General features: G+C 68.6%; 20 protein-coding genes and 1 pseudogene. 7 read left to right on the plus strand and 14 right to left on the minus strand.

The features are described 5' to 3' along the window. Positions 1-171: 171 nt before the first annotated feature. Positions 172-1,878, minus strand: a complete 1,707-nt coding sequence (locus CBF90_RS17840) for a LuxR family transcriptional regulator (protein ID WP_023954229.1) — start codon at positions 1,876-1,878, stop codon at positions 172-174. Between the two features lie 207 nt (positions 1,879-2,085). Between CBF90_RS17840 and CBF90_RS17845 the strand changes: the two genes are divergently transcribed. Then, positions 2,086-2,682: a low molecular weight phosphatase family protein gene (locus tag CBF90_RS17845; protein WP_071919100.1), complete on the plus strand. Its 597-nt coding sequence runs from the start codon at positions 2,086-2,088 to the stop codon at positions 2,680-2,682. Positions 2,683-2,791: 109 nt separating this feature from the next. Here CBF90_RS17845 and CBF90_RS17850 read toward each other — a convergent pair whose 3' ends face one another. Then, on the minus strand, positions 2,792-4,033 hold the full coding sequence (locus tag CBF90_RS17850) for a hypothetical protein (protein WP_088380909.1): 1,242 nt from the start codon (positions 4,031-4,033) through the stop codon (positions 2,792-2,794). Positions 4,034-4,140: 107 nt separating this feature from the next. Here CBF90_RS17850 and CBF90_RS17855 point away from each other — a divergent pair, with 107 nt between their 5' ends. Both CBF90_RS17855 and CBF90_RS17860 read left to right on the plus strand, forming a co-directional pair. Then, a complete protein-coding gene (locus CBF90_RS17855) occupies positions 4,141-5,511 on the plus strand; it encodes a polysaccharide biosynthesis tyrosine autokinase (RefSeq protein ID WP_064955406.1) in 1,371 nt (456 codons plus the stop codon). Between the two features lie 92 nt (positions 5,512-5,603). Then, positions 5,604-7,064, plus strand: a complete 1,461-nt coding sequence (locus CBF90_RS17860) for a polysaccharide biosynthesis tyrosine autokinase (protein WP_088380910.1) — start codon at positions 5,604-5,606, stop codon at positions 7,062-7,064. 77 nt (positions 7,065-7,141) lie between these two features. Here CBF90_RS17860 and CBF90_RS17865 read toward each other — a convergent pair whose 3' ends face one another. Then, positions 7,142-8,608, minus strand: coding sequence for a glycosyltransferase 87 family protein (locus tag CBF90_RS17865; protein WP_064955408.1), 1,467 nt, complete (start codon positions 8,606-8,608; stop codon positions 7,142-7,144). A 1-nt stretch (position 8,609) separates the two neighbouring features. Further along, positions 8,610-9,401: a glycosyltransferase family 2 protein gene (locus tag CBF90_RS17870; RefSeq protein WP_172407858.1), complete on the minus strand. Its 792-nt coding sequence runs from the start codon at positions 9,399-9,401 to the stop codon at positions 8,610-8,612. Between the two features lie 64 nt (positions 9,402-9,465). Here CBF90_RS17870 and CBF90_RS17875 point away from each other — a divergent pair, with 64 nt between their 5' ends. Continuing rightward, entirely contained in the window at positions 9,466-9,921 is a 456-nt protein-coding gene (locus tag CBF90_RS17875; RefSeq protein ID WP_088380912.1) for a GtrA family protein, read from the plus strand. 172 nt (positions 9,922-10,093) lie between these two features. Here the strand turns inward: CBF90_RS17875 and CBF90_RS17885 are convergent, their stop codons facing one another. From CBF90_RS17885 to CBF90_RS17905, 5 genes are all read right to left on the minus strand, one after another. Continuing rightward, a complete protein-coding gene (locus CBF90_RS17885; protein ID WP_088380914.1) occupies positions 10,094-11,686 on the minus strand; it encodes an ABC transporter substrate-binding protein in 1,593 nt (530 codons plus the stop codon). A gap of 65 nt (positions 11,687-11,751) precedes the next feature. After that, complete coding sequence (locus CBF90_RS17890; RefSeq protein WP_088380915.1) at positions 11,752-12,507, minus strand: ABC transporter ATP-binding protein; 756 nt, start codon at positions 12,505-12,507, stop codon at positions 11,752-11,754. Further along, positions 12,504-13,472, minus strand: coding sequence for an ABC transporter ATP-binding protein (locus CBF90_RS17895; protein ID WP_023954209.1), 969 nt, complete (start codon positions 13,470-13,472; stop codon positions 12,504-12,506). The genes CBF90_RS17890 and CBF90_RS17895 overlap by 4 nt, the downstream gene beginning before the upstream one ends. Further along, positions 13,469-14,356, minus strand: coding sequence for an ABC transporter permease (locus tag CBF90_RS17900; RefSeq protein WP_023954207.1), 888 nt, complete (start codon positions 14,354-14,356; stop codon positions 13,469-13,471). The genes CBF90_RS17895 and CBF90_RS17900 overlap by 4 nt, the downstream gene beginning before the upstream one ends. Continuing rightward, the gene (locus tag CBF90_RS17905; RefSeq protein ID WP_023954205.1) at positions 14,353-15,330 is read right to left on the minus strand and encodes an ABC transporter permease; all 978 of its coding nucleotides are present in this window, start codon (positions 15,328-15,330) and stop codon (positions 14,353-14,355) included. The genes CBF90_RS17900 and CBF90_RS17905 overlap by 4 nt, the downstream gene beginning before the upstream one ends. Before the next feature lie 147 nt (positions 15,331-15,477). Here CBF90_RS17905 and CBF90_RS17910 point away from each other — a divergent pair, with 147 nt between their 5' ends. Further along, a complete protein-coding gene (locus CBF90_RS17910; RefSeq protein WP_023954203.1) occupies positions 15,478-16,059 on the plus strand; it encodes a PadR family transcriptional regulator in 582 nt (193 codons plus the stop codon). A 27-nt stretch (positions 16,060-16,086) separates the two neighbouring features. Here CBF90_RS17910 and CBF90_RS17915 read toward each other — a convergent pair whose 3' ends face one another. Next, entirely contained in the window at positions 16,087-16,758 is a 672-nt protein-coding gene (locus CBF90_RS17915) for a cysteine hydrolase family protein (RefSeq protein ID WP_023954201.1), read from the minus strand. Between the two features lie 89 nt (positions 16,759-16,847). On the opposite strand from CBF90_RS17915, the gene CBF90_RS17920 reads away from it, so the two are divergent. Beyond that, entirely contained in the window at positions 16,848-18,386 is a 1,539-nt protein-coding gene (locus CBF90_RS17920; protein ID WP_172407859.1) for an MFS transporter, read from the plus strand. Between the two features lie 70 nt (positions 18,387-18,456). Here CBF90_RS17920 and CBF90_RS19425 read toward each other — a convergent pair. The 4 genes and pseudogenes from CBF90_RS19425 to CBF90_RS17940 all read right to left on the minus strand — a co-directional run. Continuing rightward, positions 18,457-18,654, minus strand: a pseudogene (locus CBF90_RS19425) (integrase core domain-containing protein); the annotation flags it as partial. A gap of 57 nt (positions 18,655-18,711) precedes the next feature. Beyond that, positions 18,712-19,050 carry a DDE-type integrase/transposase/recombinase gene (locus CBF90_RS17930; RefSeq protein ID WP_088380917.1) on the minus strand — a complete coding sequence of 113 codons (339 nt, stop codon included), beginning with the start codon at positions 19,048-19,050 and terminating at the stop codon, positions 18,712-18,714. A gap of 118 nt (positions 19,051-19,168) precedes the next feature. Next, positions 19,169-21,208, minus strand: a complete 2,040-nt coding sequence (locus tag CBF90_RS17935) for a hypothetical protein (protein WP_141097174.1) — start codon at positions 21,206-21,208, stop codon at positions 19,169-19,171. A gap of 268 nt (positions 21,209-21,476) precedes the next feature. Then, complete coding sequence (locus tag CBF90_RS17940) at positions 21,477-23,192, minus strand: DUF4012 domain-containing protein (protein WP_141097175.1); 1,716 nt, start codon at positions 23,190-23,192, stop codon at positions 21,477-21,479. 333 nt (positions 23,193-23,525) lie between these two features. Here CBF90_RS17940 and CBF90_RS17945 point away from each other — a divergent pair, with 333 nt between their 5' ends. After that, positions 23,526-24,995, plus strand: coding sequence for a sugar transferase (locus tag CBF90_RS17945; protein WP_242435689.1), 1,470 nt, complete (start codon positions 23,526-23,528; stop codon positions 24,993-24,995). Positions 24,996-25,021 lie beyond the last annotated feature (26 nt).

Here is a 25,021-nt window from a genome sequence, read left to right on the forward strand (position 1 = left end):
CACTCTATCTCTATATACCTAGAGATAGAGTGGGAGTCGGGCCGAGATGCAAGGCATCCGTCTCGACACCCCGGCCCGGATGCCGCTCCCCCGGCGCGTCGCACACGATCGCTTGCATCCGCGCACCGGCCGACACAGCGCACCGGCCGACACAGATCAGGGCGGTCCAGGTCAGGGCCGATCGTCGAGCACGCGGCCGATCTCGCGCCGGCTCGACACACCGAGCCGGCGCATGATGTTGGCGACGTGGTAGTCGACGGTCCGTTTCGAGAGGTGCAGGATGCCCGCGATCTCACCACTCGTGTATCCCTGGCCGACGGCTCGGGCGACCTTGCGCTGCTGCTCGGTCAGCCGCGCCGCAGGTTGCCCGCTCCGGTCCCCGAGCATCAGCTCGGCGGTCGATTGCGCCACGATGGCTTCGTACCTCTCGGCCAGCCCCGCCGCTCCCAGGTCGGAGAGTTCGGCGCTGGCCTCTTCATAGGCGGCCAGCGCCCGCACCGGGTCGGGCACCCCGAGCGTGCCGAAGCGGCTGTAGTAGATGCCCGCCACCGTTCGGACCCAGGCCCGGCCCAGCGGATCGAGGTCGGGCGACAGGCGGTCGAGGGAACGCGCGACGGCATCGGCCGCCTCGGGGTGCCGTCCGTCGTACTCGGCCAGGATCGACACGTACGCCCAGTAGTACGCGCTCTGCTCCGCACCCTCCATCCGCGCCCAGATCGCGACGCCGCGGCGGAACTCGTCGATGCGGCCGAGGTGCCACGCGGCCAGCAGGTTCAGCATCCACCACTCGTCGCGCCGGTACGGCCGCCGGTAACCCGGCTCGGCGGCATCCTCGAGCGTCCGCCTCAGCCCGGTCCAGTCGCTTCGCGTGATCGCCACCATCAGTCGGGCATGCGTCAGCACCATGTGCGCGAGGAACGACGGAGTGTCTCGGCAGAGCAGTTCGGCGCGTTCGAGCACGAGCCCGCCGGCCTCGAGGTCGCCGCGAAGAGCGAGCAGCAGCCCGTGCACGGCCAGAGCCTGCGGCTCGAGCCAGTCGTGTTCCACCGATTCGAGGGGCGCGACGGTCGCGCGCACGACATCCACGGCATCCCGCCACCGGCCCTGCCGGATGCGGACGAACGCGAGCTCGACCTCACCGTGGATCCTCACGCCGGGTCTCCACTCGGGAGCGAGCCGGGCGCCGCGGCCCAGGTTGATCGCTGCTTCACCGAGACGGCCGGCGGTGTGCTCGATGCTGCCGAGGCAGATGAGCGCGAGCGCGTGGTCGGCGGTGAGGGTGTTGCGCATCCGGAGGGGCGCGATCGTCTCGGCGAGGGCGCGGCGTGCGCTCATGCCCCCGCCGGTGTGCAGTTCGACGAGCGCATCGAGGCCGAGCAGGTCGAAGTGCAGGTACGGGGGAAGCGCGGCCGCGCCCTCGCCGGCATCAGCGGATGCGGTCGCCACCGCGGCACGCGCCGCATCGATGCACTCGCGCGCCCGGACCCACGCGCCCGAGGCGGCAGCGCCGGTGGCGAGGTAGGTCAGCAGCAACGGCAGCAGGGGCCCCTCCTCGCCGAGAGGGTCGGGGTCCGCTCCCGGGAGGCTGTCGCGGGCGACCGCCGTGATGCGCGACATCGCACTGTCGAGGTCTCCTGCGCCGATTCTCAGCACGGCGAGCACCCCATCGCGGAGGACGCCCGCGGACATCGCGGCGACGTCGGCCCGGTGCGCTTCCAGCAGGTCGGCGCGATACGCCCGGAGCGCGATGGAGCAGGCGAGAGGCAGCCCCTCGGCGTCGCCCTGCGCGTGCGCGCTCATCGCGGTGCGCACCGCGACCACGGCCTCGCGCCGCCGCCACGCCGCGCGGGCCTCGATGATGAGCTGGTCCGTCGCCATCTGCTTCCTTCGGTTCGGGTCAGTCTGCCAGGCCCGATGGCCAGGGACACCACACAGCGCCCGGTCGGAATTCGCGTCGCGGCGTCCACCCGGTCGCGAGTAGCATTCGCCGTCACGCCGTGACCGCCGGACGGCTCTCGGGGCGGGAGAGCCGACACGCCGGTTAGGCTGACGGGGTCGTCCAGCCCTCGACGGAAAGAGCTCCCGATGTTCGAGATCATGACCGTCTGCACCGGTAACGTGTGCCGCTCCCCGCTCGCCGAGCAGCTCCTGCGCACGCGTCTGGCGGGACTGCCCGGAGCCGTCACCAGCGGCGGCACCTACGACATGGGCGGTGCGCCGATGCCGGCCGAAGCCCAGCGCCTCGCGGTCGAGAACGGCGTGAGCGCCGAGATGGCCGACGCGCACCGCTCGCAGCTCATCTCGCCGGCGCGCCTGTCGTCGCCGGATCTGATCCTGGCGATGGCGCGCGAGCACCGCCGCAGCATCGTCGAGCTCGCACCCAGCCGCCTGCGCGCGGCGTTCACGCTTCGTGAGTTCGCGCGGCTGGCTGCCGACGCGAGCGACGACGAGATCCGCGGCGCCGCGGATGCGGCAGGCGACGATCCGTCGGCGCGTCTGCGTGCCGCCGTCGCCGTCGTCGCGTCACACCGGGGCATGGCGCTGCCGCCCGAGTCTCCCGACGACGACGACGTCATCGACCCCTACCGCCGCTCGTGGAACACCTACCAGCTGTCCGGGTCGCAGCTCGTACCGGCGATCGACGAGGTCGTCCGAGCCGTCCGTCTGGCCGTCGCCGCCTGACAGGCCCACCACCCCGCCGACCAGGTCGACTCGCCGCTGAACGCGGATCCTGCACCGCGAGCATCCGCAGTTCCTGGCGAACCGACCGAGGACGGGCTCAACCCGGGGCCTACGGGAGGATGACGGCGCCACCGGGAAGTGTGCCGTCTCCTCCGGTGTCCCCGCCCGTGCCGTCGCCGCCGGACGATCCGTCGCCAGTGCCGGAGCCGTCTCCGCCGGTATCCCCTCCGCCGGTGTCGCCGCCCGTGGCGGGATCGCTCGGTGTGGGCTCGGGGGTGACCGTGCCGCCCGTGTCGCTGTTGCCGCTCCCCGTGCCCGGGCTGGTCGACCCGCGGCCGGTGGTGTTCCGCGCGGCCTCGCGCTCGGCGATGATCGCGGCGATCGCCCGTTCGTGGTCGCGGTGCAGCGCGTCGACGAGCGGCGGATACGCGACCATCTCAGCAGCCCCGAGGCCACCGGCGGCCTGCGCGGCAGGCACGGCAGCAGCGGCCGCGGTCACAGCGTCGCGGAACGACGGCAGCGCCTCGGCGTACTCGGTCACCTCTGCCTCCGCGGAGGCCGGGAAGCTCGCGCCCAGCGCCGCGATCGAACCCACGAACGCATCGCGGAGGGCGACGACCTGGCTTCGCACGGCCCGCGTCTGCTCGGTCATCGCCGTCAGCTCATCGGAGCGCTCGCGCACGACGTCGATCTGGGCTCCGACCTGCGCGAGGTCATCCGTGTCGATCGCGGGCCGGGTATATGCGGCGGGAGTCGACGGCACCTCGATCGCGTCGAGTCCGGCCCGGAGGTCGGCGACCGCCTGCACTGCGGCCGCCCGCGCGGACTCGTCGACGTATCCGGCGACCGTCGCGAGCGCGGGCTCGACCCCGTCGGCCTCGGCGCGCGCCTCGGCCATGAGGGTCTCGATGCGGGTGACACCTGACTGCACGGCCTGCTCGCCGTTGGCGAGGGAGGCCTCATCGACCGAAAGCGCTCGAAGAGCGGATGCCGCGGGGCTGGCGTTCGCGAACTGGATGGCGCCGAACACGCCGACCACGGTGACGACGGCGACAGCGAGCACGGCGAACGCGACGTTGAGCCAATCGGTGCGCTTGTGACCGCGACGCGGCATCTTCGGAGCGCCCGACTTACCCGCGATGTGCACGGGGCTCGCGGACTGTGCGGCGGCGGCGACCATCGCGACGAGCTGCCCGGTCTCATCGGGTCGGGCGAGTGGGACGGCCTGCTCCATCCGCGGGGGGCCGACGAGCGCGGCGAGGCGGCGCTCGTCGATGATGCTGTCCGCGGCGCGGATGCCGTCGTCGCCCGATCGGCGATCGTCGGTGAAGAGATCGGCGAGAGAGTTCATCCGGAAGTGCCTCGGACTCGGACTCGGGCGCACGGAAAGCGCGCGGATGTCGGTGGAGCGTCTGGTCTCGTGAAAGGATACCCGGCGACACCGACGACAGGAGAAACGTGGAACTCCACGACTACATCCGCATCCTGCGCCGCAACATCGTTCTGATCATCGCGACCACGCTGATCGGCATCGCCGCGGGCGCGGCGTCGGCGCTCCTGACGCCGCCGCGTTACGACGCCACGACTCAGCTGTTCGTGGCGACGCAGTCCTCGGGCGATGCGTCCAACAATGAGCTGCGACAGGGCACCGACTTCGCCCGGCAGGCGGTTCAGAGCTACGTCAACATCATCCCGACGGCGCTCGTCCTCGACCCGGTGATCGCCGATCTCGGCCTCGACGAGAGCGCCGCGCAGCTCGCCGAGCGGGTCTCGGTCTCGGCGACCCAGAACACCGTCGTCATTTCCATCACCGTGTCCGACCCGGGTCCCGAGGGCGCGGCGCGCATCGCCAATGCGATCGCCGACAGCTTCACGACCGTCGTGTCCGAACAGCTCGAGCGCTCGACCGCCGAGCGTCCGAGCCCGGTGCGGATCGAGACGGTCCAGCCGGCCCAGGTGCCGGTCGATCCCGCGGCCCCGAACATGCGCCTCGCGCTCGCCCTCGGCGCGCTGGTGGGTCTCGCCGCGGGTATCGCCGTCGCGATCCTGCGGGCGGTCGCCGACACCCGCATCCGCACCGTCGAGGACGTCGAGAAGATCGTGCCCGCTCCGCTGCTGGGGGGAATCGCGCTCGACCCGGAGTCGAAGAAGCGGCCCCTCATCGTCGCCGCCTCCGCCCGCGACCCCCGCGCGGAGGCCTTCCGCGCGCTGCGCACGAACGTGCAGTTCCTCACGACGACCGGCGGGCCGCTGGCGTTCGTCGTGACGAGCGCGAACCCGTCGGAGGGGAAGTCCACCACCGCCGCCAATCTCGCGATCGCCTTCGCCGAAGCGGGGTCGAAAGTCGTCCTCGTGGATGCCGATCTGCGGCGCCCGAAGACGGCGGAGTATTTCGGCATCGAGGGCGGCGTGGGACTCTCCGACGTCCTGGTGTCCCGCGCGAGCCTGCTCGACGTGCTCCAGCGGTGGGGCCAGGGGACGCTGTTCATCCTCCCCTCTGGCGCTGTCCCGCCGAATCCCGCGGAACTGCTCGGATCCACCACGATGTCCAAGCTCCTGGACGAGCTGCGAACCGCGTTCGACGTCGTCATCATCGACGCCCCGCCGGTGCTCGCGGTGACGGATGCCGCTGTCGTCGGCCGCGCCGTCGATGGCGTCATCCTCGTCGCGGCGGCGGGCTCCACCACCCGCGCGCGCCTCACCTCGGCGGTGAAGAACATCGAGACCGCCGGATCGCGTATCGCCGGGACCGTCGTGACGATGCTGCCGACGGCGGGTGCCGACAAGACCTCGTACGGCGTTTACGCCTACGTCGCAAAGGGCGATTGATCGTCCGAACCCACCTCTTGTCCGGTACCGGATGAGCCGTGTGGAACAATGACAGAGCCGTCGCACCGGACACTCATAGGGGGAATTACTACGTGGAACTCCGCGATTACCTGCGCATCCTGCACAGGAATTGGATTCTCCTTCTCGCTCTCCTGATCATCGGAACAGGAGCCGGGGCGGCATATGCCCTGCTTCAGACGCCGCGGTACGAGGCATCGACCAGCCTGTACGTCTCGGTCCGCACCGAGGGTGCCGCCACGGGAGAACTCGTGCAGGGCACGACGTTCGCCCGCCAGATGGTCACCAGTTACGTCGACGTCATCCCGACCTCGCTCGTCCTCGACCCGGTGATCGAGGAGCTCGATCTCGACCAGACCGTCGCTCAGCTCGCGTCGCGCATCACGGCGACCACTCCGGTGAACACGGTGCTGATCAATATCGGCGTGACCGACACCGACCCCGAGCTCGCCGCAAGAATCGCGAACGCGACCGCCGACAGCTTCACCACAGCGGTGCAGAACACCATCGAGCGCCCCGCGGACGGTCAGGGGACGAGCCCCGTCCAGGTCACCGTGACCCAGCTCGCGACCGCGCCCGAGGCGCCCGCGAGCCCGAATGTCCCGCTGTACATCGCCGTCGGGGCGCTGCTGGGCCTCGCCCTCGGCGTCGGCTTCGCCGTCCTGCGGTCGGTGCTCGACACCCGTATCCACACGCTGCACGACATCGAGCAGCTCACCGACAGGCCCATGCTGGGCGGCATCGCGTTCGACAACGAAGCGTCGAAGCGGCCCCTGATCGTGCACGCCGATCCCCGCAGTCCCCGTGCCGAGTCGTTCCGCACCCTTCGCACGAACCTGCAGTTCCTGAACGTCGAAGACGGCCCGCGCAGCTTCGTCGTCTCGAGCGCCGGCCCCGGCGAGGGCAAGTCGACCACGACCGCGAACCTCGCGATCGCCCTGGCCGAGACCGGCGCCCGGGTCGCGCTCGTCGACGGCGACCTGCGACTCCCCCGCGTCGCCGACTACATGGGCATCGAGGGCGGCGTCGGCCTCACCGACGTCATCATCGGACGCGTCCCGCTGGTCGACGCGCTGCAGAAGTGGGGCCAGAACCAGCTGTTCGTGCTGCCCAGCGGCCCGGTGCCGCCGAACCCGAGCGAGCTGCTGGGGTCGAGCTCGATGGACAACGTGCTCGCGGCTCTCACCGAGCACTTCGACTACGTGCTCATCGACGCGCCGCCGCTGCTGCTCGTCACCGATGCCGCGGTGCTCAGCAAGAAGACCCGCGGTGTCATCATGGTCGCCGCCTCGGGCCGCACGAAGAAACAGGAGCTGCAGGGAGCGTTCCGCACACTCGACACAGCCGGCGGAACGCTGCTCGGTGTCGTCGTGACGATGCTCCCGACAAAGGGACCCGACAGCTACGGCTACGGCGCCTATACCTACGGTTCGACGCACGTCGTCGACCAGGCGCCCGTTCAGCTCAGCCGCGCCGACGCCAAAGCCAAGCGGCGAGCGGACCGCGCCGAGTCGACGGGCGTGCGTCGCAGCTGAAGCCCCTGGTTCTCGATCGAACGAGCCCGCGAAGTCGTAGAGCTTCGCGGGCTCGTTCGTTCACACGGTGCGATGACTCAGCCCGCGGGACAGACGACGATGCCCGGCGCCTCCGCCAGCGGGGCCGCAGCACCGCACAGGTCGGCTCCGCCCAGGTCGAGTCGGGGGTAGCCGGCGATGTTCTCGGGCGGAGCGTCGAGCAGCGCGACGTGCGCGCCGGACATCACGACGACCGCGACGAGTCCGCCCCAGTGCGTCGCGATCCAGTCGGCCTCGACCGAGGCGACGGCGGCCGCCTGCTCGCGCTGCGCCGCGAGCTCCGTGCCATCCCGACCGGCAGCGGTGACCCCGGCGCTGCTCCCGGAGACGACGAGGCAGCCCGCGAGAGCGGCGGACACCACCACAGATGCCGCGCGCGCGGCGGCTCCCGACCGCCACAGCTGTCGCACTGCCGGGATGAGCGCCGCCACGAGCACGGGAGCGAACGCGAGGATGCCGGGGGCCGGATGCCGCACCCACAGCGGCAGGTGGCCGGCGGTCGACCACCAGCCGACGAAAGCTCCGAATCCGAGCACGGCTGCGGCGGCGAGGTGCGCGCGCGGCTCCGCGGCGAGCGTCGCCCAGAACCGATCGGTGCTCGGCCGGTAGCGCAGCACGAGACCGGCGATCAGCACGACGATCGCGAGCACGACGGCGGCGACGACGACGGCGGCGGGCAGGTACCAGGACGAGGCGAGGGTCGTCAGCTTCTCGCCGAACGTGGTGTGCGCGACCTGTCCCCCGCTCCGGATGAAGTCGCGGGTCGCGCGCAGGTGGTCGACGAAGCCGCGGGGTCCGAGCGAGATGAAGGCGAAGATCTCGACGAGCACGGTCGGCACCGCCAGGGCGATCGCGGGCGCGATCAGGGCGCGCAGGCGCCGCATCCAGGGCCGCCCGTGCTGGAGCAGCAGCACCGCGACGACGAAGGCGGGGAGCGAGAGCAGGGCGATGTACTTCGCCTGGATCGCGAGTCCCACGAGAAGCCCCGCCAGCCACGGGCGCGTGCGCAGCGCGACGAGCGCCCAGGCGAGCAGGGCGGCTGCCGGTACCTCGCCGAGCACGTCGGCGGGACCCTGGATCGGTGAGGGCAGCGCGGCGGCGGTGAACGCGAGCGGGACGGCGACGGCGACGAGCGCGCCCCAGCGTCCGCCGATCCGGCGGCCCAGGATGCCGACAGCGACGAGCAGCGCGACGAAATACGCCGCCGGCACGAGACGGCCGCCGACGACCAGGTCGACGCCGGTCGCGAGCACGGCGGCGATCGGCAGGAGCACGACCGGTCCCGTCGAGATGCGCGCGTCGAAGGGCGTCAGCTCGCTGCCCGAGAGGGTGCCGTCGCTGGTGTAGCCGAGTCCTTGGAGGAGGTTGACGGGCACGGTCAGGTTGAACGCCTCGTCCTCCCAGAGCCGCGTGGCCGAGATGCTCTGCCAGAGGACGATCCCGTGGGCGGCGACGAGAAGCGCCGCGACGATCCAGAATGCGACGGTCCGGAGCGTGCGGGTCACGTCAGGCCTCCTGGCGAGCCTGCTCGCGCACGCCGCGCATGGGGGCAGCCGGGCGCAGCGAGAGCCGCCACAGCTCGATCAAGGCGTCGCGCGCGAAGGCCCGCAGGCGCGGCGGTGGCAGCATCGGCTGTCCGCTGGTCCCCCACATGGTGCCGGTCGTCTCAGCGCCGCGGCGCGGAAGACTCCGAACGGCGACGTAGCGCACGCTCATGCGCCGGCGCGCTTCCGCGAGCGAGAAGTGCACGTGCGGCACGAGCGCATCGGCGCCGACGGCGTCGAGCAGCGTCGCGATCACCTCGGGCCGGTAGGCGCGGAGCGGGGTGTTGATGTCGGGCACTGCGCGTCCCGCGAATGGGCGGACGATGAGCCGCAGGCCGGCGCTCAGCACACGGCGGTACCAGGGATCATCGCGGCCGCGGCGCACGCCGTGCACCACGTCTGCGCCCTCCGACTCCACAGCCCCCACGACACGTGCGATGTCCTCGCCGGCGAACTGCCCGTCGCCGTCCACGTGGACGATGAGGTCCGCTGATGTCGCGAGCCCGGCACGGTAGGCGGCGAGCGCGGTGGGGCCGTGTCCGCGGTTGGCGGGCTGGGTCTGCACCTCGACGCCGGGCAGCTCGAGGTGCGCGACGACAGACGCGGTGGCGTCCGTCGATCGGTCGTCGGCCACGATGATGTCGAGGCGGTCGCAACGCGACGCGAGATGCTCGTGGATCTCCTTGAGGAACCCGGCGATCCCGTCGGCCTCGTTGTACGCGGGCATGACGATGGCGATATGCGTGAAACTCACGTGGCTCCCCGTGCTTTCCGGTGATGTCCCCGGGCGCGGACAACGCCTGTAGCCTAGTCGAGCCATGTCACTGCCCCCTCGCGTGAAGCGCGCTGCCGCTCTGAGCGCGCGCTTCCTCACCGTCGGTGGCATCAGCACTCTCATCGAGGTCGTCACCTTCAACATCCTGCTGTTCGGGCTCGGATGGGATGCCGTCGCCGCGAAGATCGTCGCGTCGCTCGTGGCTCTCGTGAACGCCTACTTCGGCAACCGGCAATGGACGTTCAAAGACCGTGCCCGTCGGCGTCGCTGGGTCGAGATCACACTGTTCGTGATCGTCAACGCCGTCTGCACCGCGCTCGGTGCGCTCCTCGTGTGGGGCGGCGTCGAGGCGGCATCCGCTGTGCTCGGACGCCCCGCCGGACCATTCGTCGTGAACGTCGTCAACCTCGTGAGCATCGTCGTCGTCGTGCTCGCCCGCTTCGGCTTCTATCACTCGGTCGTCTTCCGCGCGTCACCGACCGAGCCCGCCGCGCGCTAGCCCGACCGCCACCGAGGACGCATCCCCCCGCCGAGGACGCACCTCCCGCGGTGCGTGCTCGCGTCGACGGTGCGCGTTCGCGTCCCACGCCGCGTCTCGCGCCGACTGCGAACGCGCGAGTCCCCGCGACCGCCGTCCGGCCGCGGGGACTCGTGCTCGTGCTCGTGCTCGGTCAGTCCCCCATCGAGATGCCGGTGAAGTCGATCCACCAGCTCTTCGGCTGCTCGTAGCCGGTGACGGCCGACGACATCGCACGGGGCGCGGTGTCGTTGACGACGAACAGCCATGCGGCGTCCTCGGTCACCAGATGGCCGACCTCGGTCAGCAGCGCGGCGCGCTCCTCGTCGTCGACCGTGGTGAGCGCCTGGTCGTACAGCGCCTCGGCCTCGGGGTTGCAGTATCCGAAGAAGTTGCCGTCGCAGCCGAACCAGAAACCCTTCCAGCTCGAGGGCTGCTCGAGGCTGAAGGCCTGGTTGGCGGCCTGCCAGCCGGTGTCGCCTTCGCCGAGCTTGGCGTACATGCCCGAGAAGTCGACGGGCTCGAGCGAGACGTTGATGCCGACGGCCGCGAGCTGCGTCTGCAGCGCCTCGTTCATCGACTTCGCCTGCATCGCTCCCGAGCCGGCGGTGATGTAGCCGACCGTGACGTCGAGCCCGTCCGGGTAGCCGGCCTCGGCCAGGAGCGCCTTGGCCTTCTCGGGGTCGTAGTCGTAGAGGTCGTCGTCCTCGGTGTAGTACAGGCTCGCGCTGGCGAACATCTGGTGCGCCGGCACGGCTGTGCCGTGCAGCAGGTCGTCGGCGATGGCCTCGCGGTCGATGGCGTAGTTCATCGCCTGGCGCACCCGGATGTCGTCGAACGGCGCCTCACCGGTCATGAGCTGCCACGACCACTCCCAGTCGAAGGCGTTGCCGGTGGCGACGAAGCCGGCCGACTCGAGGCTGGCGAGGTCGTCGGGCTGAGCCGCCTCGATCCAGTCGACGCGGCCCGAGCGGAGGGCGGCCGTGCGGGCGGACGGGTCGGGGATGAGCTCGACCGTCAGCCGGTCGAGCTGGGGCACCTCGCCCCAGTAGTCGTCGTTGCGGACGAACGAGATCGACTGGTTCTGCTGCAGCTCGTCGAACACGAACGGGCCGGTGCCGACGGGGTTCGTGGCCTGACCTGCGGCGCCGTCCTCGTCGAGCGAGGTGGGGCTGGCGAAGTAGACGTTGTAGAGGTCGGCGAGGAAGAACGCGAAGGGCTGGTTGAGGGTGAACGTCACCGTCATGTCGTCGACCTTCTCGACCGAGTCGACGAAGGTCAGCACCGTGTAATAGGTGATGAGAACGGGGTCGTAGTTCGGATCGGTCTCATCCATGTACCGGTTGATGTTGTAGATGAGGGCGTCGGCGTCCCAATCGGTGCCGTCATGGAAGGTGACGCCATCCTGCAGGGTGAAGGTGTAGCTGAGGCCGTCGTCTGCGACCTCCCACGACGACGCGAGGGCGGGGGCAACCCCGGCGGGCGCGTTGGGATCGGAGACGTCGCGCTTGGTGAGGCCCTCGTAGACGAGGTTGCCGATCAGACGCTGCCCCTCGTAGCCGGCGGTCGTGATGGCGCCGGTGTCGAGGCTCGGGAACGACGCCATCTGCGAGCCGATGACGAGCGTCTGCTCGCCGTCCTCCGACGACGAGGCACCGGCCGCGCACGACGACAGGGCGAGGGCGGCGGCGAGGGCGACGGTGACGCCGAGCAGCGTCCGGCGTCGCGGTGAGGTGAGGGATGGCATGGTTCTCCTGGAGGTGGAGGCCACGTCGCAACGGGGCCGGTGAGTGGGTGCGGGGTGTGGTGCCTTCAGGCGGGGATCGGGTGACGTGCCGCCAGAAGCTCTCGGGTGTACGCGTCCGACGGTGCGCTCAGCACGTCGGCGGTGCGGCCGCCCTCGACCGCGCGGCCGCGGTTGAGGACGAGCAGGTCGTCGGCGATGTGCTCGACGACGGCCAGGTCGTGGGTGATGAAGAACATGGCCACGCCGAGCTCGGACTGCAGCTCGGCGAAGGTGTTGAGCACCTGCGCCTGCACCGACTTGTCGAGCGCCGAGACCGCTTCGTCGCAGACGAGGAGCTTGGGTCGTCCGGCGATGGCGCGGGCGATGGCGATGCGCTGCGCCTGCCCGCCCGATAGCTCGTACGCGTAGGCGTGGGCGTAGTCCGCGGAGAGGCTGACGGTCTGCAGCAGGTCGTTGATGCGCCCCCGCCACTCGCGCCGGGCGATGCCCTGCGCCGACAGCTGGAACGCCAGGCTCTCCCCCACGGTGGCGGTGGGGTTGAGGGCGTTGCGCGGGTCCTGCGGCACGAGCTGGAAGTCGCGTCGGGCACGCCGCAGCTGGGTGCGGCTCAGCGCGAACAGGTCGCGGCCGGCGAGCCGCACGGTGCCGGCATCCGGCCTCATCAGGCGCATGACGATGCGGCCGAGCGTCGACTTGCCGCTGCCCGACTCGCCGACGATCCCGAGCGTGCGGCCGGGTTCGATGCGGAAGTCCACGCCGTGCAGCGCGGTGAAGTCGCCGAACGTCTTGACGATTCCCTGGCCTTCGAGGATGGCGCTCACTGGGCGAACTCGCTTTCTGCCGCGACGGCGTGACCGGGGGCGACCTCGAGCAGCGGGCCCCAATCGCGGCGCGACCGCACCGCTTCGGGCACGACGGCGAGCTGTCCGCGGGGGACGCCCGCGGAGGGCTCGGCCGCGAGCAGCGCGCGGGTGTAGTCGTGGCGGGGCGAGCCGAGCAGCGCCGGCGCGAAACCGAGCTCGACGATCTGGCCGCCCAGCATGACGGCGACGCGGTCGTGCGGCTGCGACGCGATGCGTGCGGCGATCCCGATGTCGTGGGTGATGAAGAGGATGGCGGTGTGCAGCCGGTGCCGCAGGTCGTCGAGCAGCCCGACCACGTGGGCTCCGACCGAGGCGTCGAGCGCGCTCGAGGGCTCGTCCGCGACGATGAGCTCGGGTCCGCAGCTGATCGCGATGGCGATCGCGATGCGCTGCCGCATCCCGCCCGACACCTCGTGCGGGTAGCAGCGGATGACGCGACGCGGCTCGCGGATCTGCACCTGATCGAGCAGTTCGACGGCACGCTCCTTCGCCGAGGCCCGGGTCGCGACCTGCCGGTGCTGCAGCAGCGTCTCGGCGATCTGGGCGCCGATCTGGCGCATCGGGTCGAGCGACGAATTGGGGTCCTGCGGCACGACGCCGATGCGGTCTCCGTGGAGCGCCCGCAGCTGGGCGCGCGATCCGGCCACCAGGTCGACGCCGTCGAACACAGCACTGCCGGTCACCGTGGCGCTCGGCGGAGCGAGGCCGGTGATGGCCCGCGCGAACACGGTCTTGCCGCTGCCCGATTCGCCGAGCAGCACGGTGACCTGGCCGCGCTCGAGCCCGAGCCCGATGCCGTCGATGACGGTGCTGGGGGTCTTGCCCGGGCGCGGGAACGAGACCCGGATGTCGGTGGCGTCCAGCACGAGCGGCACCGTCGGCGCGAGACCGCCGGCGGGGACGGTGGCGAGCAGATCGCTCATGACTGGCCTCCCTTTCCGGCGATCGCGTCGCGCAGGCCGTCGCCGACGAGGGGGAAGAGCATCGACAGCATGAGGATGACGACGACCGGCGCGAGCGCGAGCGACACGTCGGTGTAGACCGCCGCCTGCATCTCGAACAGGATCGAGCCGAGCTCCGGCTGCGGCGACGGCACCCCGAGGCCGATGAACCCGAGTCCGCCCGCGATCGCGACGTTGGCCCCGACGAGCGACGTCGAGTACGCGAGCACCGCCGGCAGGGCCACGGGGATGATCTGGCGCACGAGGATGTCGATGTCGGTCGCCCCGCTCGACCGCGCCGCGGTGACGAAGTCGAGGTCGCGGATGCGGGCGACCTCGGTCTCGGCTATGCGCGCGACCGGAGCGATCCAGACGAGCGTCAGGGCGAGGATGAGGGTGCCGAGTCCGACGCCGAGCGAGATCGCGAGGAGCAGCGCGAGCAGCACCCCGGGAAAGGCGAAGAGCAAGTCGACGCCGCGCATCAGGATCGTGTTGACCGTCTTGTTGGCGAGTCCCGCGATCGTGCCGATCGCGAGTCCGAGCACGGTCGCGATCACGATCGGCACCACGCCGGCGACGAGCGAGGTGCGGGTGCCGTACAGCAGGCGACTCAGCATGTCGCGGCCCTGCGTGTCGGTGCCCAGCAGATGCCCGTCGGTGAGGAACGGCGAGAGCCGGGCCGACAGGTCGCCCCCGAGCGGGTCGGCGATCGGGAGCAGCGGTGCGGTGACGGCGAACACGGCCAGCAGCAGGATGATCGACAGCGCGACACGGCTGCGCAGCGGCATCCGTCGGAGAATCGAGCGGCGGCGGAAGCGGGGAGCTGCCTCGATCGGCACCCGCTCCTTAATGAGGATGGAGGTCACGCGCGTCCCTTTCTGATCCGCGGGTCGAGCAGGGCGTTGATGACGTCGGCGAGCAGCAGCACGACGACGAAGATGACGGCGATGAGCAGGGCGACGGCCTGCACGAGCGTGTAATCGCGCAGCCCCACCGACTGGACGACGAGCGCGCCGAGACCGGGGATGCTGAAGATCTGCTCGACGAAGAGGGCGCCGCCCAGCATCGTGCCGACCTGGATGCCCAGCACGGTGATCATGGGTGGCAGCGCGTTGTGGTGAGCGTGCACCGTGATGCGCCACGGTGAGAGCCCGCGGGCGCGGAGCGTCGGCAGCAGCTCGGACGCCGACAGGGTCGAGATCGAGGTCTTCAGCGACCGGGCCATCTGCGCGCCAGGCGCGAGGGCGAGGGCGATCGCGGGAAGCGCGAGGTGCGTCAGCACGTCGACCGGCGACCCGTCCCCGCGCGTGCTGATGCCGCCCGCGGGGAAGAGCGGCACCAGCACCGCGAAAGCGATGAGCAGCAGCAGGGCAACGGTGTACTGCGGCGCCGACAGGAACAGCGCCTCGGCGGCGTCGACGGTTCGGCGCAGTCCACGCCACGGCGACGTCGCCAGGTTGCCCATCACGATCGCCAGGAGGATGGCGATGACGCTCGCGGCGGTGCCCAGAAGCAGGGTGTTCTGCAGCGCCGGGCCGATGATCTCGGTGACCGGGCGGCCCTGGCTGTACGAGTACCCGAGGTCGCCCGAGAACAGATGCCCGAGCCAGATCGTGAACTGGGCCAGGAGGGGCTGGTCGAGTCCCATCACCGTGCGCAGCCGCGCCCGCTCGTCGGGCGTACTGTCGGTACCGAGGATCGTGAGCGCCGGGTCGCCCGGAATGGCTCGGATCGCGAAGAACACGACGATCGCGATGAACAGCGCCGTGACGATCGTCATCGCGAGCCGTCCGACGACGAGCCGGATGAGCCGGTTTTGCGCTATGGCTTTGTAGTCCATAATTGGAATTAGTAGTGGAGCGGTGTTACGGCCGGGTTTCCGAACCGTGAAAGTGTCGAACACGGCACCGTGACACGACGCCCCGTTAGCATCGACGAAACCGGCACCGCGCGGCTGCGCGCTCCCACCGCCGGCGAAAGGACTGAGATGGCCCTGCGGCACGCGATCCTCGCAGCACTCTCGCGCGGTCGCCCGCGCACCGGGTACGACCTCAACGCGAGCTTCAACGACGTCAACGACCGGGCATGGCACGCCAGCCCGTCGCAGGTCTACTCCGAGCTCGCGAAGATGGAGGGCCTCGGCCTCATCGACATCACGGAGCGCACGGAGCGCGGGCGCACGAGTTACGTCATCAACGATCAGGGTCTCGACGAGCTCCGTCGCTGGCTGCTGCACGACCAGCCCGATCACGGCATCCGCGACGACGCGTCGTTGCGCCTGCTCAACCTCTGGGTGCTCGACCCGGGCGACGCCGACCGTCTACTCGACGCCGAGGTCGCCTTCCAGCGCCAGCGCCAGTTCAGCCTGCGGCACCTGCTGCTCAACTGGGACGACGATCGCGAAGACCCCGACAGTGCCGTGTGGCGAAGCCGCCGGGCGCTCTACACGCTGTGGCTGCGCCAGACCGACCTGATGCTCGAGTGGCTCGACGAGCTGCGAGCCGTGCTCCACGATCCTGCGACCCCGTTCCCCGAGCTAGTGACGGGCGCGGTCCCCGAGAAGGTCTGACTCCTCGCGACCGCGCCCGCCCGACGGTCAGGCCCCGATCGTCCCGAGATCGGCGGCCGTGCGCCCGTATCCGGGCGTGGTGAAACGACGGTCCCAGGCGGCATCGGGCGCGAGCAGCTCGCGCCAGGGGGCGACCTCGACGTAGAGCACGCGCAGCGAGTCGAGCGCGCTGCGGTGCAGGGCCTCACCGTCGGTCGAGACCGCGTCCTCGGGAACCGCGACGTCGAAGTTCTTCATCATGCCGGTGCGCGACGTCGTCTCGACGCACACGTTCGTCTGCAAGCCTGCGACGACGAGGCGGGTGACGTCGAGGTTGCGCAGGATCTGGTCGAGGTCGGTGTTGAAGAACGCATCCCACCGGTGCTTCTCCATCACGATGTCGCCCGGTGCGGGCGCGACCGCGTCGAGGATGCGCGAGCCCCAGTCGCTGTCGGCGCCGATCGGCGACTCGTCGGGCGCGGGCGCATCGGCGAGCAGGCGGCGCATGCTGGGCGTCATGTCGGCACCGTCGGCCCGTGACGTCTGCCGCGTGTAGATCACCGGGACGCCGGCTTCCCGGGCGGCGGCGAGCAGCGAGGCGCACTCGTCGACGACGCGGTCGAACTCCCAGATGGGCGGCCAGCCGAGCGCACTGCGGCGCTCCTGCTGCAGGTACATGTTCTGCATGTCGATCATGATCAACGCGGTGCGAGCGGTCATGCCGTTCCCAATCTCGTAGTGTGGTTTGATAGTCCAATTCTGTTATAGAGTCTGGATGTTTCTTCAGTGTTTCCGCTATGGAGGTCTGCGTGTCCGCATCGTCGAGGTCGGCACCCCTCTCGCCCACGAGACGCCGGCGGGTGTTCGCCGTGCTCGTCGCGGCCGCCGCGCTGACGATCCTCGACGTGTCGAAGCTCGGCATCGCCCTGCCCGCCATCCAGGCCGATATGGGCGGCGACCCCGCCACGGTGCAGATCATGCTCGTCGGCTACACGCTTGCTTACGCGGCGACGCTCGTTCCCGCGGGGCGGATCGGCGACGTCCTGCCGCGACGCACGGTCTTCCTGGTCGGCGCATCGATCTTCGTCGCTGCGAGTATCGCGTGCACGGTCGCTCCAACGACGGAGCTTCTCGTCGCCGGCCGGATCGTCGAAGGTGTCGGGGCCGGCCTGCTCATGCCTCAGGTGCTGGGGCTGATCCAGCGCATCTACCCTGCCGCCGAGCGTGCCCGCCCCCTCGCGACGCTCGCCGCCGTCATGACGGTCACCTCCCTCGGCGCGCCCGTGCTGGCCGGGGTGATCATGGATGCCGCCGGCGATGCCCTCGGCTGGCGCCTGCTCTTCGTCGTCACCGTGGTCGCCGGCGCTGTGGTCGTCCCGCTCGCCGCGGTCATGATCGTCGAACCGCCGTCGGTGCGACGCGCGGGCTTCGACCTGGGCGGCGCGACTTTGCTCGGACTGGGAGTGGTGCTGGCGATCGCGCCGCTGTCGGCGTCGTCCGGATCACTCCCCGACACGCTCTGGCCGTATCTGATCACCGCCGCTGGCTTCGTGCTGATCTTCGTCTTCGTGCTGTACGAGCGCCGCGTGGCCCGTCGTGGCCGAGAGCCCCTCATCGATCCCGAGCTGTTCGGGCTTCGCCACTTCGGCTCCGGAGTCGCTGTCTCGGGGTTCATGCACGCCGCCGCGACGGGTGGCACGCTCATCGTCACGATCGCGCTCCAGCAGATCGTCGGATTGTCTCCTCTCGAGACCGCCCTGTGGATGCTCCCCTCGGCCATCGCGAGCCTTACGGGCGCGTGGATCGCCTCGCGCGTCGGCGCGACCAACGGCCCGCTCGTCGCGATCGGCACCGCCACCGGAGCCCTCGCCCTCGCGGCCATCGGCTTCGCTTTCGGCTTCGTTCCCGCCGACGAGCTGCCGTGGGTCGTCGTCGCACTGCTGAGCATCAGCTCGCTCGGCGCCGGAGCGGCCGCGCCCGCCAACCAGGCCCGTACCCTGCAATACGCACCGGAGCACCGTTCGAGTGTCGCCGGATCACTGATCCAGTTCGCCCAGCGCTCCGGTTCCGCCATCGGCATGGCCGCCGCAATGGTCGTCTACTACACGTTCTTCGCCGTGCCCACGATCGGTGGTCAACCTGCGGCGGGGCCCATGCTCGCCCTGTGGGTCGTCGCCGGACTCCTCGCCGTCGGTGGAGTGATCGCGACGATCGACCACGTGCGCAATCACGGTGCGGCAACGGCGCCTGGCAGCGGCGAACACCCAGCCGGGCACGATGAAGAGCGCGCGGACGAGGCTTTGGACCGCGGCCTGCTCGTTGCCAACGCGACGAGAAAAAGCCGTTGACAGCCATCCACTCCGGGGTCTGGGAGTACTGACCTCGGCCGTTGTTGATTCGGTGGATGGGTGCGCGGCCTCCGATGCCGAGGTGGCGTCTCTCTAAGTAGTAGTGGTCAAACCCTGCCGTCAACCCTGCTCGGCGGTCACTGTTTGAGGTCAAAGGCCGAGCGTATGTCCACTCGGTAGCGCGGGTCCGGTTGGGGCGTTCGACTTCCCCGTTAGTCCAGCGACAGTGCGGACGGATGAACTTCTGCGTGATGCCGTGAGCGTCGATCGCGGCACGGAACGTGCCGAGTGGCGGTACACGAACGCGCCGTCGCTGATGAGCCGCTCAACGTTCACTCCTGGCGGCTCGGCAGAACGTCATGGTTCGATTGAGGACTTCTACCGTGCTGGCGCCTTTCTCGTCATCGTAGAGCTGCGCATGGGCGACGCGTGAGTTACCGTCGATGACGGTGTACACATAGGCGTAGCCCGGACCGCATTTGCGAGCGGGACGTTCGACGCGCCCATTCAGGTGCCACCCGCCGCCATCCGGAGTCTGTATGGGCTCCTTCACGTCGACGTGGATCGACGACCCGGGGTGGTCGTGCTCGTAACGCATCGCGGATCGACAGCTCGCGCGGATCACCGTCCCGGTTGCCGAGTCCAGCTCGCGCAGCAGCGGCACGGCGGCAGGACCTCCACGAACTTCGTCGCCTGCAGTCCGCTCGTAGCACAGTTGGAGCGCCGCGGGTCCGATGAGTCAGGTCACGCAGCGTTCCACATCGCCACCGGAATTGCCGTCGTTAGAGCCGGGAGACGATCGGCACGACGATCTGCGACAGTCGTGTGCCGCTCCCTCCAAGCGCTTCAACCGTCAGCTTCGCCGCCGAGCTACCGGCAGACAGGGTCCGCTCGATCACCTGCTCATTCATCCCGGCCCCAAGCGCGACAGTAGTCGATGCTATTCCGGGGCCCGAGAATCGGATCCGGTCAGGCGAGCGCCGCGAGGTCGCCGCAACGACGCAGCGAACCGACACAGCACCGTCGGAGCGAGCGTGCGCCTCCGCTCGCATCGGAACCGGATCGCCGCTCAGCAACGAGATGTCGATGTTGATACTCGTCTCGAACAGGACAGTGACCCGGTGAATCACGCCGCCCGCGATCTTCGCCGCACTAGGGCGGATGAACACTCGACGATCCCCGGGCCCGAAGGTCACGAGCATGCTCGCTTGCCCACGTTTCAACGTCAGACTATGCGCGTTGACCTCGCGCCCCGCATCCCCCGAGTGCATGACCGAGCCATCGGAGAAGCGCAACTCGTCCCCCTCTTTCACGAGGAGGGGAAGAGTCTGTCGGCACTCGCCGGAGCGTTGTGTGGCGAACGCAAAGCCCAAGCCTCCATCCCAATACTTCCAACGGATCGCGTAGTCCTGGGCGTTGGGTGTCGCCTCCGCGCGCTGCGAAAAGAATCCACTCACATCATTCACGGCAGAGGAGTCGATCGCCGGGGCGCTAGAGGTGAGACCTTCGAAGTAACTACTTGTAGAACTGGACCGTCTCGTCGAGAACGTTTTGTCGGGCCCAGCCGTCTCCCACCCCTCCGGGACATCCGGGTCGTTCGTACCGACCAGCACCGTCCCCATAACGGGACTCCAGAGAGTGCCCAACTGTCGAGTTGACAGCCCGGACGGGTGCGCGCCGAACACGCCAGCCGCGTAGTACGAGGGGCGTCGCACGAACAGATAGATATCCCCGGCAGAACCGTTGGCCAATTTCGAGAATCGCGAGTCCACGAGCACGGGAAGCGAAGCTTCTCGGGCTTCGCGCGCAGCCGCGGTGGGACCGACGGGAGCGAGTGGCCCGTACATCCAGGTACGTGGCGACGTGTGCGGCTTGATGAGCGGCTTGATTGGGTCGCTCGACGAACGAAACTCCGCCCGAACCTTGGCCTTTTCTTCTCGCGTGGGAAGGAGTAGAGCAATATCCGGCACTGCATCTAGGAACGTTTTGGCGAGCGCCGCGCGGTCGTCGAGATCATCGGCGGGCCGGTAGAGCGAACTCGTCACATTTCTGTTGTTCATCGCCGGCACAAGAGAGAACACCTTCACGCCAGGCTCCGGGACAACGACGTACCGCATGAAGTCCACGTACCGCTGGACCATAGGCACAATGCCCGGATGACTCGTATGGAGATAGAGCCACGCGAGATCGGGCATGGCCACCGCGAAGTTGTATCCGAAGTCCATGCCGTACGGTTCGTGAGGGAACCCTGCCGGAGCGACACCGTTTTCGAGGAGGAAGGACAGCCGCTCGTCGATCTGACCCTGCGTTACCGCGGGGTGTTCCAGCACCTGGAGAGCTCGTTGCGCGCCCACGAGGCCACCGCCAACCTGGTTGAAGTAGCGGATGGGGGTCTCCCAGTGTTCCGCCGTCTGGTCCATGAACCACTCCAGGGCCCTACTGATACTCGCGGCCAGCTTCTGCTGGCTAACCCGAGACGCGCCGGCGTCTCGAAGCAGCTCGAAGGCGTCGGCCTGCGCGACCATCCCGAAGGTCGTCGAAGCCAGCGATGAGCGTCCGCGATACTCGGGGTACGAGCCATCAGAGAGCTGGAGTCGCGTGTAGTACTCAATCGCCGCTTCGAGCCGCGTCAGGAGCGCTGGACTTCTGTAGAGTTCCGCGTCCTCCCGATTCCAGGCCCGCTCGTTCGCATAGAACCAAGCGAGCGTCGAGACATGCTCCATGATGCGGGAGTTCATCTTGCTGTGGGTGCGCTCCGGTCTCCACCATCCGCCACCCATGAAGCCGAGGTCGGGCCCTTCACCCACAATGTCATTCGCCATGGGAACAACGCTCATGAGGTACCGAGCGAACACTTGTTGCTCGTCTGCGAACAGGTCTCTGGCCGGGGCTGGGAATGACCTGAGGCTGGGGAGGGTGGAGCTTTCCGGCCCAGGAGAACCCGGAGCTAGAACGGGGACCAATCCGACGACTCCCAAACCGGCCGCCAGGCGCAGCATGGCCCGGCGCGTCAACCCACCTCTCCAGAACGATTCCGAAGGCACCGCGCTGTTCATCAGTGGCTCGGGACCGACAACACGTTGTGCGAGGTCAGCGCCCGCAGTTCGGGGCCTCGATGTTCAACGCCGTGTCCCTCACCATCGGAGTGTGCCAGATCTGAAGGGGCCCATACTGGTCCCCCGCAGCTCCGGTGAAAGTTGCGGAGACGGTTCTCGTGGTCGCAGGGTCGTTCACAACATTGATCTTCACTGCCGGGCGGCCAAGATGCTCGATCGGGGTCACGTCGACCGCGACACCGTCGACTGCCGCGGAGACGAGATTGGCGCCGACGGGCCCGTAGAGAACGACGTCGGAACTGATCACGCCGCGCGGGAAGAACCGCGCGGGCGATATGTAGCGCGCAAGTCCATCTACCTCGTCCGGCTGGAGCGACGAGGTAAGCGACGAGGTAACCGTGAAGGACGGCGCAGTATCACCACCAACCGCGCACACATCGGATACGACGCTCACAGAAGTGTCGAGGTAGTAATCGAGCTTCCCCTCGGAGATGTCGTTGACGTAGGAGCCAATCATGGTGATCGCGTCGTTTGATGACGGCAGCTCGCCGGTCATACGACTGCCTGCGATGACCTCGGCTTCCGCCTCCGACTTCGGGACATAGAGGATGCGACCTTCCTGCGCGGCCCGGGCAACCTCGTCCACCAGGGCCCGTGGATTGGAAACAGAGGTGATGGAGTCGAAAACTGCTCCCGCCGCCGACGCGAAGTATGCGTCCTGGACGCGCGGATCCTCGAAGCGGAAATAGACCTCGTTGAGGAGAGACTCCACGACGTTCGAAGAATCAAGCTCGTCGCCGTTCGGGAGTACCACCGGTCCGGAGGCCTTCATGATGTAGCTCAGGGCCACGGGGTCGATCGAGAGAGTCCCGTCAATCGGTGTTCCGAATTGCTCCTCCCAGAACGCACCCATGATGCGTGCGGAGTCGGCGAAATCAGGAGTAGTCGTGACGTCCTGCATGTATCTGCCGATCTTGTCTCCGTAGAGGGCGACTGCCGCCGGATCGAGATCGACGATCGGGTTCTTCCGACCATTGACGAAGTCTGTGCTGGATGCTTGCTGCGTGATCGCGATCGCGCCATTGTCCGCTGTGAGCATCACCAGCGACGCAGGGTTGCCTCCGGTACCTCGCGACTCAGCGTTGTTCTGCACCAACACGAGATAATTGCGCGGCCCATCGGCACCGAGAATCCCGGGAAGCACAGACAGGGTCTTCTGCGCGGGATCGATGACCGGCTCGATTTGGGCGAGCGCCTCGTCGAGCTGGTTCACACCGGCCGAGACTTGGTCGATCACCTCCGATCGATCGATACCATCAACCGTCGCGCGGGCTTTCGCCAAAGCCGCAGCGGCTCGATCCAAGATGCCAGAAGCGATGTCGAGCTGCGAGACGTCGATCCGGCCGTCCCTGGGAGCGAGGCTTGCGAGGCTCAGGCCCGAGGCTGGCTCGAGCGCATTTACAACGAGGTCGTCGATCGTCTCTGCGACCGCGCGGACCGCCGTGAGGTTGGCGCCGGCGACCGGGACGTTCTCGGCGAATGTCCAGAGGCCTCCGCCTGCTTGCTCTCGCGCTTCGGCGGTCAGTGCCTTGAGCTCGGCGACCGTAGACGCTGCCCCTTCGGTGTCGCTCGCGAGCACTTGCTCCTTAGCGGTAGACGCGAGCGGTATGGCGGACTGAAGCGCGTCGCGGGCAGCGAGCGCGCGGTCGGCAAGCGTCTTCGCAGCGAAAGCCCCGAGGGCGCCGAGCACGACGATGAGAAGAAGTAGCCCGACGGGAACCCACAACCTGAAGCTGCGAAGGAACGGCCTCCTCGCTCCGCGAGGGCGGCTCGACTGGCGGGATCGGCGAGTATGTTCGGACACGAGGTCAGTCTAAGAGAGCGTTCCTGCGCATCACCCCGGGGGAGGCGCAGCCGCTCAGAGCGAGGCACGTTTACACGCTGGACACACGCTGAAGGTAGCCTGAACGTCTGCGATGTACCGAACGAGGGGTGCGGTGTGACGTCGGAGGCAGGATATGCGATCAGGGCAACCGAAACGTTGTCCCGATCATCGACGGGCGAAGGCGGCGCATCGCCGCCGGTGACCGCCCCGACCACGACGCTGCCTGCAGTCAAAGACTGGAGGCCTGCCTACGCCAGGCGTCTCCGGTTGACCGATCTGCTCGTGCTGATCATGGTGGTCTTTGGCGCCCAGGTCATTTGGTTTGGCACCGGCAACGTCGAGGTGGCGATCAGAGCGGACTACCGCGTATCCGAACTGTCTTACTGGTACTTCTCTACCGGGCTGGTGCTCGCCTGGATGCTTGTTCTGCATCTGATTGACTCGCGTAGCCATCGTGTCGCGGGTACCGGTATGGACGAGTACAAGAAGGTCGTCGACGGGAGCTTCCGACTGTTCGGCTTCGTCGCGATCTTCGCGTTCCTACTCCAAGTGGACGTCGCGCGAGGTTTCCTACTCATCAGCCTCCCGGCGGGGGTGACTGCGCTCGTGATCGAGCGGTGGATGTGGCGCCAGTGGCTGCTGCGACGACGCAGGCGTGGTGAATACTGCGCTCGGGTTCTTCTCGTGGGATCGGAGCAGTCAGTTGCGCACATCGCGGCTGAGCTTTCGCGAACGCCGCAAGCGGGCTACTCGGTCGTTGGGGCCTGTGTTCCGAGCGGCAGGATCGCAGACGTCATCGCCGGCACATCGATTCCGATCATGGGCCACGTCAACACGATCGAGCGGGCGCTGCGCGTCACAGGTGCAGACACCGTTGCGGTCACCAGCACAGATGATCTTCCCGCGGCCAAGGTGAAGCAGATCTCCTGGCAGCTCGAGTCGGGTCGGCAGCACCTCGTTCTCGCACCGAGCATCATCGACATCGCCGGTCCGCGTCTGCACACGAGGCCGGTAGCGGGTCTGCCACTCATTCACGTCGAGACACCGCGATTCAGCGGCGGCCAGCGCCTCGCAAAACGGATGGTGGATCTCATCGTCAGCATGATCGGTATCATCGCGATCAGCCCGATCCTCGCCCTCCTCGCGATCACAGTGCGGTTGACGTCAGAGGGACCTGTCCTCTTCCGGCAGAAGCGCGTGGGGCTCCGCGGGCGAGAGTTCACCATGCTCAAGTTCCGGTCGATGGTGGTGAACGCCGAGGAGATCCTGCCCGACCTGTTGGCGGGACAGCGAGACGCCGGGAATGAGGTGCTCTTCAAGATGAAGAACGACCCCCGCGTCACTCGTGTGGGCCGACTCATGCGAAAGTTCAGCCTCGACGAGCTTCCCCAACTTTTCAACGTCGTAGCCGGGTCGATGTCTCTGGTTGGGCCCCGCCCGCCCCTGCCCAGTGAGGTCGAGCAGTATGCAGATCATGTCCATCGACGTTTCCTTGCGAAGCCGGGCATAACCGGCCTCTGGCAAGTCAGCGGCCGGTCGACTCTCTCCTGGGAAGACTCAGTGAGGCTCGATCTGTCCTACGTGGAGAACTGGAGCCTCCTCGGAGACGTAGGGATCATTCTGAGAACTGCTCGTGCCGTAGTTGCGCCTGGCGCGACATCGGCGTGACGGCTCTACTCTCCCTCAACCGTCCC

Source organism: Microbacterium sp. AISO3 (assembly GCF_002204305.1).
Classification (GTDB): Bacteria; Actinomycetota; Actinomycetes; order Actinomycetales; family Microbacteriaceae; genus Microbacterium; species Microbacterium arborescens.